Annotated in this window: 12 protein-coding genes; 10 read left to right on the top strand and 2 right to left on the bottom strand. The window is 65.1% G+C overall.

Going from position 1 to position 15,784, the window contains the following annotated elements; translation table 11 throughout:
• Positions 1 to 43: 43 nt before the first annotated feature.
• From V9L17_RS08925 to V9L17_RS08935, 3 genes are read left to right on the top strand one after another with little or no spacing between them, the layout of a single operon-like run.
• Complete coding sequence (locus V9L17_RS08925; RefSeq protein WP_337348574.1) at positions 44 to 793, top strand: MIP/aquaporin family protein; 750 nt, start codon at positions 44 to 46, stop codon at positions 791 to 793.
• A gap of 40 nt (positions 794 to 833) precedes the next feature.
• Positions 834 to 2,348: a glycerol kinase GlpK gene (gene glpK, locus V9L17_RS08930; protein ID WP_337351180.1), complete on the top strand. Its 1,515-nt coding sequence runs from the start codon at positions 834 to 836 to the stop codon at positions 2,346 to 2,348.
• A gap of 40 nt (positions 2,349 to 2,388) precedes the next feature.
• Positions 2,389 to 2,535, top strand: a complete 147-nt coding sequence (locus tag V9L17_RS08935; protein WP_337351181.1) for a hypothetical protein — start codon at positions 2,389 to 2,391, stop codon at positions 2,533 to 2,535.
• On the opposite strand, the gene V9L17_RS08940 is transcribed toward V9L17_RS08935, so the two are convergent.
• Positions 2,526 to 4,865: a PEP/pyruvate-binding domain-containing protein gene (locus V9L17_RS08940; protein ID WP_337351182.1), complete on the bottom strand. Its 2,340-nt coding sequence runs from the start codon at positions 4,863 to 4,865 to the stop codon at positions 2,526 to 2,528. The two genes, V9L17_RS08935 and V9L17_RS08940, sit on opposite strands and share 10 nt — an antisense overlap.
• Positions 4,866 to 5,163: 298 nt before the next feature.
• Between V9L17_RS08940 and leuS the strand changes: the two genes are divergently transcribed.
• The 5 genes from leuS to V9L17_RS08965 all read left to right on the top strand — a co-directional run bounded on the left by leuS (position 5,164) and on the right by V9L17_RS08965 (position 11,891).
• Positions 5,164 to 7,695: a leucine--tRNA ligase gene (gene leuS / locus V9L17_RS08945; protein WP_337348570.1), complete on the top strand. Its 2,532-nt coding sequence runs from the start codon at positions 5,164 to 5,166 to the stop codon at positions 7,693 to 7,695.
• Positions 7,696 to 7,753: 58 nt separating this feature from the next.
• A complete protein-coding gene (locus V9L17_RS08950) occupies positions 7,754 to 8,761 on the top strand; it encodes a DegV family protein (RefSeq protein WP_337348569.1) in 1,008 nt (335 codons plus the stop codon).
• 49 nt (positions 8,762 to 8,810) lie between these two features.
• A complete protein-coding gene (locus V9L17_RS08955; protein WP_337348568.1) occupies positions 8,811 to 9,740 on the top strand; it encodes a ComEA family DNA-binding protein in 930 nt (309 codons plus the stop codon).
• 24 nt (positions 9,741 to 9,764) lie between these two features.
• Entirely contained in the window at positions 9,765 to 11,651 is a 1,887-nt protein-coding gene (locus tag V9L17_RS08960; protein ID WP_337351183.1) for a ComEC/Rec2 family competence protein, read from the top strand.
• 66 nt (positions 11,652 to 11,717) lie between these two features.
• Positions 11,718 to 11,891 carry a hypothetical protein gene (locus V9L17_RS08965; RefSeq protein ID WP_337348565.1) on the top strand — a complete coding sequence of 58 codons (174 nt, stop codon included), beginning with the start codon at positions 11,718 to 11,720 and terminating at the stop codon, positions 11,889 to 11,891.
• Between the two features lie 537 nt (positions 11,892 to 12,428).
• Here the strand turns inward: V9L17_RS08965 and V9L17_RS08970 are convergent.
• The gene (locus V9L17_RS08970) at positions 12,429 to 13,289 is read right to left on the bottom strand and encodes a hypothetical protein (RefSeq protein ID WP_337348564.1); all 861 of its coding nucleotides are present in this window, start codon (positions 13,287 to 13,289) and stop codon (positions 12,429 to 12,431) included.
• Between the two features lie 618 nt (positions 13,290 to 13,907).
• Between V9L17_RS08970 and holA the strand changes: the two genes are divergently transcribed.
• Both holA and V9L17_RS08980 read left to right on the top strand, forming a co-directional pair.
• Entirely contained in the window at positions 13,908 to 14,924 is a 1,017-nt protein-coding gene (holA, locus tag V9L17_RS08975; RefSeq protein WP_337348563.1) for a DNA polymerase III subunit delta, read from the top strand.
• 400 nt (positions 14,925 to 15,324) lie between these two features.
• Positions 15,325 to 15,621, top strand: a complete 297-nt coding sequence (locus V9L17_RS08980) for a hypothetical protein (RefSeq protein WP_337348562.1) — start codon at positions 15,325 to 15,327, stop codon at positions 15,619 to 15,621.
• Positions 15,622 to 15,784 lie beyond the last annotated feature (163 nt).

Raw genomic sequence — 15,784 nt, forward strand, 5'->3', positions numbered from 1 at the left:
CTGCAACCGCGATGGACCGACAACAGATATAGAGGAGTCAAAGATGTCTCTTGGAATTGTTTTCCTTTCCGAAGTCTTCGGAACTGCGATGCTCACCCTCCTGGGTTGCGGCGTGGTCGCCAACGTTGCGTTAAAGGGCACCAAAGGCTACAGCGGCGGGTTCCTGATGGTGACCTGGGGGTGGGGCATCGCCGTTTTCGCGGGTGTTTTCGTTGCTGCCAAGTCCGGCGCACACCTCAATCCCGCCGTCACCCTCGGGATCCTGGTTGAGGGCAAACGGCCCTATGCCCCAGAGGTCCCGATTGATGTTGCTTCAACCCTGACGTACTTCGGCGGCGAAATGCTGGGGGCTTTCCTCGGCGCAGTGGTCTGCTGGGCCGCCTATAAGCAGCACCTCGACGCCGACCTCGAGACGGCCAGCAAACTGGGCGTGTTCTCCACCGGCCCGGCGATCCGCTCCACGCCGTGGAACCTCGTCACCGAGATCATCGGCAGTTTTGTGCTGGTTTTTGTGATCCTCACCCTCGGCGGAACGCCCTCGGGCCTGGGACCTCTTGCCGTCGCCCTGCTCGTGGTGGGCATCGGTGTTTCCCTCGGCGGACCCACAGGCTACGCCATCAACCCGGCCCGTGACCTGGGGCCGCGGATTGCACACGCTTTGCTTCCCATCAAAGGAAAGGGCACCAGCGACTGGGCCTATTCGTGGATTCCCGTAGTGGGACCCCTGGCGGGTGGTGCCCTGGGCGGTATTGTCGCCAGGATAGCCCCGATCATCATTACTGCCGCCGCCTGACCGTTCAGCCAACACCCCGTATACAGACAAGGACGTCATCATGAACCAGTACGTAATCGCCATTGACCAGGGCACCACCAGCTCCCGCGCCATCGTCTTCGACCACAGCGGCAATATTGTCTCGTCGGGCCAGATGGAGCACGAACAGATCTTCCCGCAGGCAGGCTGGGTGGAGCACAACCCCGCCGAGATCTGGAACAACACCCGGGAGGTCATTGCCTCCGCGCTCTCCAAGGCGAACCTGACCCGGCACGACATTGCCGCCGTCGGCATCACCAACCAGCGCGAAACCGCCGTAGTGTGGGACAAGACCACTGGCGAGCCTGTTTATAACGCCATCGTCTGGCAGGACACCCGGACCCAAAGCATCGTTGACGAGCTCTCCCAGGACGGCGGGCCGGAACGGTTCAAGCACAAGGTGGGCCTTCCCCTTGCCACTTATTTCTCCGGCACCAAGATCAAATGGATCCTGGACAACGTGGAAGGTGCCCGGGCCAAGGCGGAAGCCGGTGAACTTATTTTCGGCAACACCGACGCCTGGGTCCTGTGGAACCTGACTGGCGGGGTCGATGGCGGCGTGCACGTCACTGACGTCACGAATGCCTCCCGCACCCTGTTTATGGACCTCGAGACCCTGAGCTGGGACGAGGAGATCCTCGGGATCTTCGGTGTCCCGCTGAGCATGATGCCGGAGATCAAATCCTCCTCCGAGGTCTACGGCACGGTCCACACGTCGCAGTTGCTGCGCGAAGTCCCCGTAGCTGGCATCCTCGGGGACCAGCAGGCGGCCACGTTCGGCCAGGCGGCCTTCCAGACGGGCGAAGCCAAGAACACCTACGGCACTGGCTGCTTCCTCATCTTCAACACTGGGGAGGAGATCGTCCACTCCAAGAACGGGCTCCTGACCACCGTCGGGTACAAGCTGGGAGATGCCGCACCGCACTACGCACTGGAAGGCTCCATCGCTGTCACCGGGTCCCTGATCCAGTGGCTGCGGGACAACCTGGGCATGATCAGCAGCGCTCCCGAGGTGGAGACGCTGGCGGCGTCAGTCAAGGACAACGGCGGCGTTTACATCGTCCCGGCGTTCTCCGGCCTCTTCGCCCCGTACTGGCGCTCCGACGCCCGCGGCGCCATTGTGGGCCTGACCCGCTTCGTCAACAAGAACCACATTGCACGGGCAGCGCTGGAAGCAACGGCGTTCCAGACCCGCGAGGTACTGGACGCTGTCAATGCGGACTCAGGCGTTCCCCTCACGGAGCTAAAGGTCGACGGCGGCATGGTTGCCAACGATGCCCTGATGCAGTTTCAGGCGGACATCCTGGGCGTCCCGGTAATCCGGCCCGAGGTCGTGGAAACCACCGCCCTGGGCGCGGCCTACGCAGCAGGCCTCGCCGTCGGATTCTGGAAGGACCTCGGCGAGCTGTCGGCCAACTGGTCCGAGGACAAGCGCTGGGAACCGCAGCTTGACCAGGCCGAACAGGACCGCCAGCTCCGCCTGTGGCGTAAGGCCGTCACGAAATCGATGGACTGGGTGGATGACGACGTGAGGTAGTTGTTTGGTGGTGAGCATGGCGGGCTGTGACGTTCTGACCATGGGAAATGGTGCCTCCATCACCAGTGTCATCTTCAACACCCAGCCCGAGCCGGCCTTCGCGGGCAGGGAAGCAGCGCGGGCGTGGATGACTACAGAGCAGTATGCACAGCTGAAGGCCGTGATGCTCAGCCTGGCCTATGCGTGAGAACCCCGTTGATCTGAAAGACTCCCCACTTCGACAGTCCCCGCGTTGCCATCGACAGTAACCAGCTGCCCTGTCCGAAGGAGCTCGGTGGCGTTGCCGGTACCAACAACGGCGGGGATGCCGTACTCGCGGGCCACGAGGGAAGCGTGCGCGGCCAGGTTGCCGCCGTCCGTCACGACGGCGGCAGCCACGGCAAACAGCGGGGTCCACGCCGGCGCCGTGGCTTTGGCCACCAGGATCTCGCCCGGCAGGAACCGGGAGAATCCCTCCGGACCGTCCACCACGCGCACCCGGCCCTCCGCCCTCCCTGGACTGGCCGGATGCCCCACCAAGGCACCTGTCGGCACGTCCCTGGTGCTGCGTGCCGAGTTGGCTATGCGGTCGAACATGTTGCCCACCACCGGCGGCATCTTTCCCAGTTGCAGCGGAGCTGATAGCTTCCGCTGCCGTGCCCATTCCTTGCGGCGCCGGGCTACTTCTTGGTGCTGCGGCGGCGCGTCCAGGCGCAGGGCGTCGAACGTCAGGAAGTAGATGTCCGCGGGGTCGGCGATGATTCCGCTGTCCCGAAGGCGGGTGCCTATTTCGGTGGCACACTGGCGCAGCAGCGGCCAGCCAAGCGTGAAGTCCCTCGCCTGCTCCTCGCGGAGCAGGGCAAAGTGCTGGGCCGCGCTGAGGAGGGTGTCAAACCTGTGCAGCTGGCGTGTCCGCTTCAGCACCGCACGGCACGACGCTTCAGCCGCCCGGCGCCGTTCAGCTGCCGGCGGGGCACGCACGTGCTGCGGAGTGTTGATACTCGGCGTCTGGGGCGTCTGGGGCGTCGCTGGGTGCGGGTCGGGCTGCTCGCCCGCGGTCCGGTGATACCAGTCGAGGCTGTAGACAGCGTGCGGAACGCTTGCAGGCAGGGCAGGAGCCAGGCCGCCCAGAAGTGTTTGGTATCCGGTGGCGTCCAATGCGCCCTGTGCGGCCCGGCTGGCGGGCGCACCGGCAATGTTTCGGCGCCAGAACCGCGCGAGTGCCATCTCCATCTTCCAGGCAGCACCGCCGGTGGCTGCAAAGAACCAGAGATATTCTCCTGCTTTCTGCGCCACACGCTCCACGATGTCCATCAGCTCGGGCAGGGCAGCCGTTTCCACGACACCCCTCGAGGACTCCACAAGTGCCCGGTATGAGGGCAGGCACTGGGTGCGCCATTCGTCTTCGAGCCCCCGCAGCACTGTCCTGTCCGCCCCGGCGGGGTCGAACATGGGCCGCACCACGGAGTTGAAGAAGTACGGCAGGGACCGGGGTTCGCCGCCGAACAGCAGGTGGGGGAGCGCCCTGGGGCTCGGCGGGGCGACGTAGTACCAGCCATTGACCAGCCCATGCCCCATGGGCACGGAAATGCCGGCGGACGCGAAGACGGCCTGGTTGTAGGCGGCATCGATCCGCGGTATGACCCAGTCCATGAACAGCGGAGTGACCGGCTCAGGCAGCCATTCGCCCAGGCGGAAGTTCCGCAGCCAGGTGCCCCTTCCGGGCGGGTTCCAGGAAACAGGATCGGGGAGGGCGGTCATCGGACGGGCCTGCAGAACCTGGACCTTGCCCGCTTTGTCCAGTGCCCACTCAATGTCCTGCGGGCGCCCAAAGTGCCGGGCCACCTGCGCCGCAGTGGCGGCCACCGCCGTCGCGCTTTCCTCCGAAAGAACACCGGCCGCGCCCCGGGCCAGGGCGGGCCGCCCCTCGCGCACAATCCATTCCTCGCCCGTCTCCACGCCGGAAACCAGGCCGTCGGCGAGGCCCGGAACCGCGGAGATGACGGTTTCGCTGCGGTCTCCGGTCAGCGGGTTGGCGGTCAAGGCGACGCCCGCGGTGACAGGGTCCACCATCTGTTGCACGAGAACCGCCATGCCGGACCAGGCACCTGCCGCGGCGCCGTCGTACGTGTCCGGCCCCTCGCCGGCGCCGGTCCTGATAGAGGCTTCGTAGGCCCTGACGCGGTCAGCCCTGGCCGATTCAAAGCAGCGCTCCACGGCCCCGGGCAGGCCGGCTGCGTCCACGTTGAGGTAGCTCTCATACATGCCCGCGAAGGATGCGCCGGGCAGGTCTTCCGCAGCGGCCGAGGACCTTACTGCATACGGGCCGGGGCCGGCAGCGGCTGCTGCCGCCTGAAGGCCTCCGGTCACACCTTGGGATACTCCGGCCTCAAGGGCAGTGCCCGTGACCACAAAGCCGGGCGGTACCGGGAAACCTGCTGCCGCCAAGGCCGAAAGCGCAGCAGCCTTGCTGCCGACGGCCTCCCGGGCCAGCGCGGCGGGGTGGCCGAGAGGGGGAAACAGGATGTTTTCACTCACCAGGGTCACCGGTCCCGTCCGTTGTTGCACAGCGGATTTCAGTCTATTCACGCCCGGCCGCAACGGGTAGGCAAAGGTCACCGCAGCGTCCCTTCCCGGTGCGCTAAAGTAGTTCTATGCGTGCGATCCTTCTGCTTAGCTAGCCGCCCGGTATCCGGAGTCAACCGGATCGCCGCGCGGCAGCCCCTCCATGGAGAGGGGCTTTTGTGTGTCCGGGCAGGTTTGCCGGGCCGGCAGCAGAAGGGATCAGAGAAGTTACGGCCGCACAGATGCCGTAACAGAACAGAAGAGGGCAGCAGTGAGCGTTCAGCCGGAGACAGAGACCGGAACACCAGCAGTGGCAGCTGAGGGGCCTGAGGAGGGCACCTACAGCTTCGCGGCTATGGAGGCCAAATGGCCGCAGGTATGGGAAGACCTCAAGGTCTTTACCCCAGCCGATGACGGTTCCCGCGAGCGCCGCTATGTCCTGGACATGTTTCCGTACCCATCGGGCGACCTCCACATGGGCCACGCCGAAGCGTTTGCCATGGGCGACGTCGTGGCACGGTACCTGCGCCAGCAGGGCTTCGATGTCCTGCATCCGATCGGTTGGGACTCCTTCGGCCTGCCGGCGGAGAACGCCGCCATCAAACGCAACGCCCACCCCAGCGAGTGGACCTACGCCAATATCGAAACGCAGGCCGCGTCGTTCAAGCGGTACGCGATCTCCGCGGACTGGTCACGGCGGCTGCACACTTCCGACCCGGAGTATTACCGCTGGACCCAGTGGCTGTTCAAGCGCTTCTATGAGCGTGGCCTGGCCTACCGCAAGGATTCCCCGGTCAACTGGTGCCCTAAGGACCAGACCGTCCTGGCCAACGAACAGGTGGTCAACGGGGCCTGCGAACGCTGCGGCACCGCGGTCACCAAGAAGTCCCTGAACCAGTGGTACTTCAAGATCACCGAGTACGCCGACCGGCTCCTCGATGACATGGAGGAGCTACGAGGCCACTGGCCCGAGCGCGTGCTGGCCATGCAGAAGAACTGGATCGGCCGTTCCGAAGGTGCCCACGTCACCTTTGTGATCGAGGCCGACGGCGGCAAGCCCGCCAAGGACGTCACGGTCTTCACCACCCGCCCCGACACCCTTTACGGCGCCACGTTCTTCGTGGTCGCCGCTGACGCGCCGCTCGCCGTCGAGCTGGTCACGGAAGAGCATGCCGGCGCCCTGGACGCGTACCGCGAGCAGGTCAAAGCCCTCACGGAGATCGAACGCCAGTCCACCGAACGCGAAAAAACCGGTGTCTTTACCGGCCGGTACGCCGTCAACCCGCTGAACGGCGAGAAGCTGCCCGTCTGGGCCGCAGACTACGTGCTGGCCGACTACGGTACCGGAGCCATCATGGCTGTCCCGGCCCACGACCAGCGTGACCTTGACTTCGCCAAGACCTTCGACCTGCCCGTCCGCGCCGTGCTGGACACCGGCGAGGAGGACCCGGCTGCTTCCGGTAAGGCAACTGCGGGGGAGGGCACCCTGATTAACTCAGGCGTCCTCGATGGCCTGCCAAAGGCTGAGGCCATCCCCGCCGCCATTGGCATCCTTGAAAAGCAGGGCACCGGCGAGAAGTTCGTCAACTTCCGGCTGCGTGACTGGCTGTTGAGCCGGCAGCGGTTCTGGGGCACGCCCATCCCCATCATTCACTGCCCCGCCTGCGGTGAGGTTGCGGTACCGGACGAGCAGCTGCCCGTCACCCTCCCCGCAGATCTCCGTGGCGAGGACCTTTCGCCGAAGGGGACGTCGCCGCTGGCTGCCGCCGAGGCCTGGGTCAATGTTGAATGCCCCAACTGCCACGGACCGGCGAAGCGGGACACCGACACCATGGATACGTTTGTGGATTCGTCGTGGTACTTCCTGCGGTTTGTCTCCCCGGAATACACGGACGGCCCCTTCGACCCCGCGAAGATCAACGACTGGATGCCAGTTGGCCAGTACGTCGGCGGCGTGGAGCACGCCATCCTGCACCTGCTCTACGCCCGGTTCTTCACCAAGGTCATCCACGACCTCGGCATGATCGACGCCGACGAACCGTTCAGCGCCCTGCTGAACCAGGGCCAGGTCCTCAACGGCGGCAAGGCCATGAGCAAGTCCCTCGGCAATGGCGTTGACCTTGGTGAGCAGCTGGATAAGTACGGTGTGGACGCCGTCCGGCTCACCATGATCTTCGCTTCCCCTCCGGAGGACGACGTCGACTGGGCGGATGTTTCGCCGTCGGGCTCTGCGAAGTTCCTGGCCCGCGCCTGGCGGCTGGCGCAGGACGTCACCAGCACCCCCGGCACCGACGCCGCCTCCGGCGACCGGGCGCTGCGTTCGCTGACCCACCGCACGATTGCCGACGCCGCGGCCCTGTTGGACAGCAACAAGTTCAACGTGGTGGTGGCCAAACTGATGGAGCTGGTCAACGCGACCCGCAAGACCATTGATGCGGCTGGCGGCGCCGGTGGTTCCGATCCTGCGGTGCGCGAAGCCGCGGAGGCCGTTGCCGTTATCCTCAGTCTCTTCGCGCCGTACACCGCGGAGGACATGTGGAACGTCCTGGGCCACCCTGCCTCCGTGGCGAACGCCGGCTGGCCAACCCACGACGAAGCGCTCCTGGTGCAGGAAACCGTCACCGCTGTCGTCCAGGTCCAGGGCAAGGTCCGCGACCGTCTCGAGGTCTCCCCGGAGATCAGTGAAGACGAGCTGCGTGAACTGGCCCTCGCGTCGGAAAACGTTCAGCGCGCCCTCGATGGGCGGGGTATCCGCACAGTCATCGTGCGTGCCCCTAAACTGGTGAACATCGTCCCGGCTTAGCCGGGTCACCGGCCGCCGGATCCTTCCGGCGGCCGGCAAAAAATTCCAGGAGGCGCACTTGCCCGACCGTGATTCCGCTGCCTGGCTCTGGCTCCGGGACCGTCTGGCGGCCTTCCGGCCCGTGCCCCGTCCGGGGGCAGCGGGTGCCGGCCCGGCCGACGTCGTCCGCACTGCCGTGGTCACCGATTCCGCAGCCGCGCTGCCGGCCGACTGGGTCGCAGCCTTCGCCGGCGACGGGCGCCTGACTGTGATTCCCATGCCCGTGATGGTGGGTGAGGAAATCTACGGCGAGGGCGAAGACGACATCACCGAAACCATTGCACTGGCACTCGCCAGCGGCAAATCCGTTAAGACTTCCCGTCCGTCACCCGGGCAGTTCGAACAGGCGTTCCGTGCCGCCGGACGGCGGGGCTACGAAGCCGTTGTTTCGATCCACATTTCCGGCGGTTTGTCCGGGACCGCAGATGCGGCCCGGCTCGCGGCCAGCCGGGTGGACATCCCTGTCGAAATTGTCGATTCCGGGACAGTCGGAATGGCGCTGGGCCTGGGCGTGCAGGCCGCTGTGGTCGCAGCCGCAGCGGGCGGCGACGCAGCCGCCGTGGCGGCCGTCGCACAGGAACAGCTTGGCCGGACCAAGGTGTACTTTTATGTCCCCAGTTTGGAGCAGCTCCGCCGGGGCGGCAGGATCGGGGCGGCCGCGTCCCTGGTGGGAACCATGCTGGCCATCAAACCCATCCTCGCGGTCGACGGCGGCAAGATCGTTCCGCTGGAAAAGGTCCGTTCTGCGGCCCGCGCAGTTGCCCGGTTGGAGGAGATCGCTGCCGAGGACGCAGCTTCCCGGCCGGCCGGCCGCGTCAGCCTCGCCGTCCACCACTTCGGAAATCCTGCCGAGGCTGAAGCGCTTGCCGACAGGCTGGCCGCTGCGCTGCCTCACTGCCCGCGCGCCCAGATCAGTTCGCTTCCTGCGGTGCTGGCCGCCCACGCCGGCCTGGGCGTCCTGGCTGTGATCGTGGGGGAGGGCTACTCCCCGGGGCTGGCCGACGACGTCCCCGGACTTTCCACATAGCCGCTGCCGGCGCTGTCCCGTTCCGGCGGACTTCCCTAGCGTGGGGGATATGTCACGCCGTGAAGCTGGAGCCGCCAGTCCTGGGGCGCGCCATGCCGGAAGCCGTTTGCAGGCCACACTCGGATCTTCCTCCGCCGGGCTGTTACCCGGCGGTGAGGAGGCCTTTGTCTACGGCAGCTCCGGCCAGGGGGAGTCTTCCCAGTCGGCCGAAGGCTTCGGAGGGGGAGCGTCCTCCGATCACGCGCCCGCCATCCGCGCAAGCACCCCGTCGGTCCCCGTGCGCAGGGGGCCGGTCCTGAGGTGGCGGCTTGGACTGAAATCCGCCCTGCTTGTGGGAGCTGTGGCTGTCCTGTGTGGTGCCTGGTTCTGGTGGCAGGTTTCCGCCGGCCGTCCCGAAGTGCTGCCAATCAGTGAGGCGGCGTCGTCCGGAAGCTCGGTGTCGGCCAGCCCCGACATGGAGGGTGGTCAGACCGCGGGAACAGTTGCGGAGCCTTCGCAGCCCGTGAGTGGCGGTCCTGCCGTGCTGCATGTGGCGGGAGCGGTTGCCCGGCCGGGCGTCGTGGAACTGTCGCCGGGAAGCCGCGTCAATGATGCCCTCATTGCCGCTGGCGGAGGCACCCCTGGGGCAGACCTTGACCGGCTCAACCTGGCAGCCGTCGTCGTGGACGGGCAGAAGATCTATGTGCCGCGGCAGGGTGAACCCCTCCCGGCCGACTCCGCAGGTGCCGTTTCGGGAGAGGAGGGCGGCTCGGCTGCCGGCGGTGCTGCGTCACGTTCCGTGGGGGGCAAGACCAATCTCAACTCCGCTGGTCTTGAAGAGCTGGGGACCCTGCCCAAAGTAGGCCCCGTGCTGGCCCAGCGGATAGTGGATTGGCGTAAGGAGCACGGCCCGTTCACGTCAGTCGAGGAGCTCGATGCGGTGGACGGCGTGGGACCGAAAATGCTCGAAACGCTGCTTCCTTTGGTGAGCGTGGAGTGATGTGTCCGGCAGGAGCAGGCCGCCGTGGGTAGCCCCAGCCGGTGGAACCGGTTTGTGGAGTCGGCAGTCCGGACGCCTGATGCTGTCGAATCCACCGCACACCGCACCCGGCCGGCAGAGGAACCCTTCAGGACCGGCACGAAAGTGCAGGGGAGTCCTATACAGGAAAAGGTCCGCCGGGCGGTTGCGGAGAACGTCCGTGGGAAGCCCAAGACTCCGGCTGTAGACGGGCCGAGGCGGCGCACGGACGTCCGTCTTGCTCCGGCTGCCCTGCTGGTTTGGGGTGCCGCCATCGCAGGTGTCTGGCTGACGCCGGACGCCCTTCTGGTCCTCAGCTGTGGACTACTGGTTCTCGCGGGCCTTCTCCTTGGCAAGGCCGTGCGGAGTGCCGTTCCCCGCAGCTTCCTGATCACTGCCGCCCTTGCCGTGCTCCTGGCTGTGTCCACCGCCGCGCATTCGGCGGTCTCGTCCTCGCAGCGCAACCACGGTCCCTTCGCCGATGCCGTGCGGGACGGCGAATCTGTGGTGGCCGTCCTGGAGGTCACGGGACCGCCTCGAGCCGTTTCGCCCGTGGGACAGAGCGGCGCCACAGGGCGGTGGGCCGTACCGGCCGCGGCGGTTGAAGTCACCACCGGTGGCCAGCTGCTTCGGGCCAACGCCGACATCGTGGTCATGGGCGGAAGCGACTGGGGCGCCGTGGCGGCCGGTCAGCGCCTCCGCACCACCGGAAAACTCAAGCCCGCAGATCCGGGGCAGACCGAGGCCGGTATCCTGGCGGCCTCATCGGCTCCGGGCCTGCTGGCAGGAGGCTCCTTGGGCTGGCAGGAGGGTCCGGGCCAACTGCGCAGCCGTTACGTCGCCGCCGCCTCGTTCCTTGAGCACGACCCCGCCGGTCTCCTGCCCGGCATGGTCACCGGGGACACCAGCGCCTTGGATGAAGGGCTGAATGGCGCCATGCAGTCGGTGGGCATGACCCATCTGACCGCCGTCAGCGGCGCCAACTGCAGTCTGGTGCTTGGTGCCCTCCTGCTGCTGGCCCGCAGCCTGCGCATGCCCAGGGTGCCAGCGGCCGCCTTGGCACTGTCCGGATTGGGACTGTTTGTCCTCTTGGTCGGCCCCGATGCCAGTGTCCTGCGCGCTGCCCTGATGGGTTCAATAGCCCTCGCGTCACTGGCCGGCGGGAGAACGGGCCGGGGACTGAGCTTCCTTTGCCTCGCCGTGATCGGGCTTCTGTTGTTCGATCCGGGCCTGGGGACCAGCTTCGGCTTCCTGTTGTCGGTCCTCGCAACCCTGGGAATCATTGTGCTTGGCCAGCGGTTGGTGGACCTGGCTCCTGTTTGGGTGCCCCGGTGGGCGGCGGCAGCGTTCGCCGTGCCGTTGTCCGCCCAGCTGCTGTGCGGTCCCGTAATTGTGCTTCTGCAGCCACAATTCTCGACCTACTCATTGGTGGCGAACATCGCGGCTGCCCCGCTCGTTGCCCCGGTGACGTTGCTCGGCACAGCCGCTGTTCCCCTGACGGTACTGGCGCCATGGGCTGCAACCGTACTCATCGCGGTGGCGGGCGTTTTCTGCGGCGGCGTTGCCGGGACGGCCAGGTTTATGGCGGCTCTGCCCGGTTCCTCACTTCGGTGGCCGGAAGGAGGCTTCGGGGTGATGACCATGGTGGCGTTGTCGGTACTGACGCTGGCAATGGTGCTGCTTGCACTCCGCCCACGGATGGCAGCGGACCTGTTGCTGGGCTTGCACGGCCGCATCGAGCGACTTCTCGAAAAGGCGGAAGGCCTCCGCTGGCCGGCATGGCCGCGCTCCCCGTACCGCGGTCCACCTCGTGGCTTGGAGCCACGGTGCGAGCGAACGCTGGGCAGGGAATTTGAAGGGGATTCCCGCAACGGCTCGGGAACCGCCGACTGACGTTCCAGAAACGCGTCTCGGAGAGACCATCGAGACGCGGGGTCGACGCTATCCAGTTCGCATGACATGACCTGGCGCGACGAACGGACCAGGATCGGCGTGAACGCGCTGAACGCGGCCGCTTGGACACTCGCAGCCACGCCGTTGTCGGCATTCGATCAGGACAGGAAGGACCGTGAAGCGCCGGCGGTCCAGCAGGCCTTGGACCTGTTCGCGTCAATGGGACCGGCCTTCGTGTAAGCGGACGAGACCGACACGAACCCAAACTGGGCAGCACGAGGCGCGACATTCAACATCGGCACGCTCCTGCTGTCACGAGGAGCATCATCCCAGCTCAAGGCTGGTTCCCTCACCAGCAAGGCCGTCCTCGCGGCCGAACGGCTAAGCATCGCCACAATGGACAGTGCCAGGCTGGGCGGACTTTCCGCGGCCCTGGGCAGCACCGCAAACGGACTGGGGACAGCAGGGGCTCTTGGGCCGGCTTAGTGATCAAGCACGCTTGTCGCTGTACGACTTTCAGCAGGTCGCGGTGAAAGCTGTGGAGAGATTGCATGAGGCCAGGAGGATCAGTGGCCCCCAGATCCAGATCGAATAGATGGGGTACTACAGCCGTTAGCTCAGTCTCGTTTGCGTGTTGGATATTTCGGTATGTTCGTCAGCTGTCCCATGGTCGGTCATGGCCTCCGCCTAAATGACCGAAACACAGCGGGTCAACGGAGCGGAACGGAACGGTCAGTCCTGTCCTCCAACGACTGAACTGACCGACCGCTCACTGGTCTATTTGATGTTGGCCGTCGCGGTAAGGATCGCGTGTCCGTCCTTAACCCGATCTACGTGAAAGGTCCCCCCTGACTTCAACGGGGTCTGCTTAGCGGAGAAGAATACATAGTCGATCTTCCGACCGTCGACCGTGTCTACGCCCGCGCGAGCCGCCTTTCCGGTCTGGAGCTGGTGCGCTTCCACGAACTTTCCCTCACCGTTGTACTGGTACATGTTTGTCATTGCCTCTGTCTGAGGGCCCGTGTTGAAGTCACCTCCGACGACGACGGAAATGCCATCGTGGATCCAGCGCTTAGTGATGTTCTTGATTTTTTGGGTCTGCTCGGTGCGGTCTGCATCCACATCATCGCCGTACGCCTGCAGGTGCGTCGCGCAGGCATTCACCTTGTTGCCGTCCTTTCGAAACTTCACACAAGCCATCCCAAAGGTCTGGCCCTTCGCCTTATTGACTTCGGCGCCGAAGAAATTAACGTCTGTGGCGGTGCCGGCGCCGGTGTGAACGGCGACCAGCCCCTTCCAGGTCGTGCCGTCTTCTGATGTCGGACAGACGGCCGCAGCGTTGCCCGCAGTGGTTTGTTTCTGCCGGTGGAACGAGAACGTCCAGTTGGGATGGGCCGCCTTTGCAGTCTCGTACGAAGCCTCGCAGACCTCTTCAGCGAGCAGTACATCATTGTCGCCAGCAAGCTTCAGGACATCGTTCCAGCGCTCCGGAATTTGGTCAGTGTTGTGCTGGACGACCCGAAGCTTCGTCTCTGCGGCGGCCGCCGGCAGCGCCGTAGCGGTCGCTCCGGCACAGAGCGCCGCGGTCAGGCCTGCCGCCAGCAAAGCACGGCTCAGGGCCCTAGGTTGATAACTCATCGTTGTCGATCCCTTTCGTTGAATGTGTCGGGGACGACGAAATTCCCCCAGTGAGAGGCGATAGACGCCCCTCACTGAAGATACATCCAACGAATGGAATAATCACGCAGTTCTGTCGGAGAATCCTGACTGTCCACAGTTTTTCGTCCCCGAGTTGCTTCGCGCTGCGCTCACGCCCCGGCACTCCGGAGGGGACCGTTTGGACGGTAGGCGTTAGTACCTGACCTCGACGTCGAAGTCATGTCCGGGGCGTCCGGTAAGTCTTTCCGCGGCGTCGCGGACTGCGTCAGGGATGTCCTCGACATTTTCGGGCGTGGGCTTCAAGATCCGGCATCTCGATCACGCGCAGGTCGAGCCAGCCGTCGGCCGCTTTCTTGATCTGTGCAGTGAGTATCATGTCTTCCCCTCCGAGCGTCAGGTTACTGCTCGGTGCACCTGAAGGCACGTGCGTTTACATTTTCCAGCTCGTCCGGGCTTCACCTTTTAGTTCAGACCATGGTGTCCTGATGGGGCTGCGCCCCTATGTCTGCAACGGGGCGATAGTTCTGATGGCTTGGAGCTACGGCCCCGTCATGGCAGGCTTAGACACTGCACTAACACTTCCGGAAGGAACCCAGAATGGCCGCTGCGCCGAATGCACGAAACAGGGCGACGGCGTCCGGCGCGGCCACCTGGCGGGATGTAGAACCTGCCGGAGTGGTGTTGATTGGCGGTCCGGAAGAGTACTTGGGGATCCGGGCCATGGACCGTGTCAGGGCACAGGTGCGGGCTGTTTCGCCGGATGTCGAAGTCACCCGGTTGAACGCGGGAACCTACGAACCCGGGTCACTTACTTTGCACGTCAGCCCCTCCCTCTTCGGCGAGAACAAGCTGATCGAGGTCGAGGGCGTTGAAAGCATGAACGACTCCTTCTTGGCAGATGCCCTCGCGTACGTCGCCCGCCCCGAACCTGATGCAGTCCTCGTCCTGCGCCACGGCGGGGGTGTCCGGGGAAAGAAGCTCCTTGATGCTGTCAAGGCGGGGGGCTGGCCGGTAGTGGACTGCCAGCCGCTGAAAAAAGATGCAGACAAGACCGCTTTCGTCACTGCAGAATTCAGGGCTGCCGGGCGCAAAATCAGCGGCGACGCCGTCCAGTCGCTGGTCAACGCAGTGGGCGCCAACCTTGCCGAACTCGCGGCGGCCTGCAACCAACTGATTGCGGACGCAACCGGGGCCGTGACCCCTGAGCTGGTGGACCGCTATTACGGCGGCCGCATCGAGGCCACGGCCTTCAAGGTTGCCGACGCCGCCATGGCGGGCAACGGTCCAGCAGCGCTTTCTGCGCTGCGCCACGCCCTGGCCACTGGAGCCGACCCCGTTCCGCTCGTGGCCGCGCTGGCTGCCAAGCTGCGGACGGTAGCCAAAGTGGCGGGCGCCCAGGGGTCTTCCGCCCAGATAGCCCGTGACCTCGGGATGCAGCCCTGGCTCGTGGAACAGGCTCAGCGGGACGTCCGGCGCTGGACACCCGAGGGCCTGGTGCGCTCCATCCAGGTAACTGCCGAAGCAGACGCCCAGGTCAAAGGACTCTCACGGGATCCGGTCTACGCGGTGGAGCACGCCGTCACGGTCATTGCCGCCTCGGCCCGGGGCCGCTAGAGGACCAAATGCCGGGCGGCTATTTGCTAGCCGCTGGCCAACTTGAGCCGCGTACGTCCCGGAGCGCGGAAGCTGCCTGAACAGCCGCTCCGCCCCTTTCCAGGAACGCAACACAGGACCATGGATCGGTAGCTCTCGCCCGTCCACGGAAAGTCATCGGCGTGCCACAGGGCCGCGGGTCTTTCCCCGTGTACCTACTCATAGGCGGCTCGCATCCACTCAAATTCGCGCCGATCAACACTGAAATTCAGGCGAACGGCCACCTACCTGACTTTTTCGGCCTTAGCGTTCGTCGTGGGAGCTGACCCCACCGAATGGCGTGCCCGAAATGTCAGCCCCCTTAAGTGTCGGGCGCGTTTCCATGAGTGGCTAAGAAAGTCACTATACGAAAGGAACATTCATGTCAGCTCTCGTTGAGAGTCCGAATCGTACCAACGGCTCAGTCCAAGGCAACGTGGCGAAAGTGGGAGGGGCCTCCTTGGCGCTCATCGTCACAATGTCGGTGGCTTTTCAGGCCGTTGCCACCCTAGGCATTTCTTCTGGTCTTGCCACGAACCTCTACTTTGCGCTCAATGCTCTGTCTTGGGCCGCGGCGGCGGCAGCAGTGGTGGCGTCTTTCGGCATTGGAGCCGCAGTGGCTGGGCTCATTTTTGGCCTGGCCAAGAAATGGGCTCTGAAGCAGTTCGTTGCCTGGTAAACGCCTAATACCTTCGTACCAGCCCATGAGATGGCCACAATGAAATCACCTCACGTCAACCAACGGCGTCCGCGTGAATGCGCTGTGGTCCTCTCCGGGTGTAAAGCCACCTTCATAGACGATTTTCGGCGCAGGTCCCACCGACTCCAGGATCTTCTGAAAA

The organism is Pseudarthrobacter sp. CCNWLW207 (assembly GCF_037203945.1).
GTDB lineage: Bacteria > Actinomycetota > Actinomycetes > Actinomycetales > Micrococcaceae > Arthrobacter.

Excerpts from the sequence above, each read along its gene's own strand:
- V9L17_RS08980 (WP_337348562.1), top strand. The coding sequence starts at position 15,325 with ATGTCAGCTCTCGTTGAGAGTCCGAATCGTACCAACGGCTCAGTCCAA.
- V9L17_RS08925 (WP_337348574.1), top strand. The coding sequence starts at position 44 with ATGTCTCTTGGAATTGTTTTCCTTTCCGAAGTCTTCGGAACTGCGATG.
- holA (WP_337348563.1), top strand. The coding sequence starts at position 13,908 with ATGGCCGCTGCGCCGAATGCACGAAACAGGGCGACGGCGTCCGGCGCG.
- V9L17_RS08955 (WP_337348568.1), top strand. The coding sequence starts at position 8,811 with ATGTCACGCCGTGAAGCTGGAGCCGCCAGTCCTGGGGCGCGCCATGCC.
- V9L17_RS08935 (WP_337351181.1), top strand. The coding sequence starts at position 2,389 with ATGGGAAATGGTGCCTCCATCACCAGTGTCATCTTCAACACCCAGCCC.
- glpK (WP_337351180.1), top strand. The coding sequence starts at position 834 with ATGAACCAGTACGTAATCGCCATTGACCAGGGCACCACCAGCTCCCGC.
- V9L17_RS08965 (WP_337348565.1), top strand. The coding sequence starts at position 11,718 with ATGACCTGGCGCGACGAACGGACCAGGATCGGCGTGAACGCGCTGAAC.
- V9L17_RS08970 (WP_337348564.1), bottom strand. The coding sequence starts at position 13,289 with ATGAGTTATCAACCTAGGGCCCTGAGCCGTGCTTTGCTGGCGGCAGGC.